This is a genomic window from Bacillus seohaeanensis, from assembly GCF_042684945.1.
GTDB lineage: Bacteria > Bacillota > Bacilli > Bacillales > Bacillaceae_B > Rossellomorea > Rossellomorea seohaeanensis.
Genome location: NZ_JBHUMF010000036.1, coordinates 1 through 1,567, shown reverse-complemented (window position 1 = coordinate 1,567; position 1,567 = coordinate 1). Strand labels below are relative to the sequence as shown.

The window sequence follows — 1,567 nt, the reverse complement described above, 5'->3', positions numbered from 1 at the left end:
TTCTTTTTCGTATTCCTTTTCCATGCTTTGTCCTCCCTACCTCATATAGACTGCTGCTAGATCCCAGCGTCCTTTTCCATGTCCGATTTCCTCATGAACTTGGTCCATTACTTCTGTAACTTGTCTAAAAATCTCTTTATCTCGTTCAGATACCATTCCATAATCAGCCCCTCTGCCTTTATCTCGGTTTGTCATTATCCGATCCACCATCGTTCGGCCACTTTCCGAAATCTCTCGGTCTTTAAACAATTCTTCTACGCGTTCGCGACTATAAGCGTGCCTAAATCCATGCAGCCCTCTACCTTTCTGGAGAATCCCTGTTTTTCGGCAGGCTTCATTGACCGCTCTTCTGACTGTATCTCGCTGCAAAGGAACCAATTTTTCTTGTTCTGTCTTCCCGTCTATCATGCGTTCAAGGTCAGCACGAAACTGTTTTGGAACCTCTACCTCACGAAATCTTCCTCCTTTCGTAATTCCCTTTCCATTTTCAATAAATAATTTCCATCCTGAGCCATGATCCGTTTTTTCAAAGTGCTGCACCTCCACTCGAACTGCTTCCCGAACGCGTAATCCGAGTTCTCGACAGAGCATCACAGCATCACGCGAACGTGCCGGGACATTTTTTAAAATCTTTTGATACTCCTCCCGGCTATAACTCCTGTCTGTTGGTTTTTTTACCTCCCTCCAGTTGGTAAGTCTCTTTTCTGGAACAAAGACGTGCTTTTCTTTGCCAAACTTTTCACTGCGTAGGTTCATTCCTTTTTGCAAGTGCCGTAAGGCAGTCTCGACGTTCCTTCTATGTCCTACAGACCGGTTTTCTTTCTCTAAATGGCTCATATACGCTTTGTAGTGCTCTTCTTTTAGTTGATAAACACTTTTAACCCCGAACACACTTCTCGTCCATTTGGCAAAATTTTGAGCCGCTGAGAGCGTCTCTTTCTTTTGTTTCAAAGAATGTATTCCATGTTCTCCTTTTGCTCGTAAATCTCGTTTTGATTGTCCTATTCGATCTAGCTCATTCACAGCTGCTTTTACATCGTGAACAATGCTAGATTTTCCTCGTCGTCCCACATCAATCCTCCCTTATTTTTTGCCCAAATGTCCCGCCACCTTATGCTCCGCTACGCTACGCGTTTCGCTCTACGAGCGAGAATGCGAGCGCACTCGCATAAGGTGGGCGATTCTATATCACGCAACTATCCAATTATCAAAGTACAAACTTCCATTCAGCCTTCCGCTCCATATTTACCGAGGCGAGCCTGTTTTTAAGCCTCCTGCTTTTTCTTGCGTCGACGCAATTTCTTGTTTCCTTCGCTATTGATGTTCCTTAGCCAAGACCGCCTTGTGTTGGTAACGACCATTTACAAGGTTGCGGATTTCCATATCTGTGCGCTGGATCATGCAACAAAAAAAGTAAAGAGATCCAGCTCCCTTTACTTCATCCTCCGTGTAATTAACACTTTTCTTATTTCTGCTTTGTAAGCAGACCAATAATTAATCACTCTACTTTTTTGTTTATCACTCCCTTAATTTAATAGTTTCGAACACAAAAAAGCCTTACAAGTGT

1 protein-coding gene is annotated in these 1,567 nt (G+C 43.3%); it reads right to left on the bottom strand.

The window, feature by feature from the left end; genetic code table 11:
- Nucleotides 1-36: 36 nt before the first annotated feature.
- The gene (locus ACFSUL_RS21270; RefSeq protein ID WP_377938361.1) at nt 37-1,071 is read right to left on the bottom strand and encodes a tyrosine-type recombinase/integrase; all 1,035 of its coding nucleotides are present in this window, start codon (nt 1,069-1,071) and stop codon (nt 37-39) included.
- Nucleotides 1,072-1,567 lie beyond the last annotated feature (496 nt).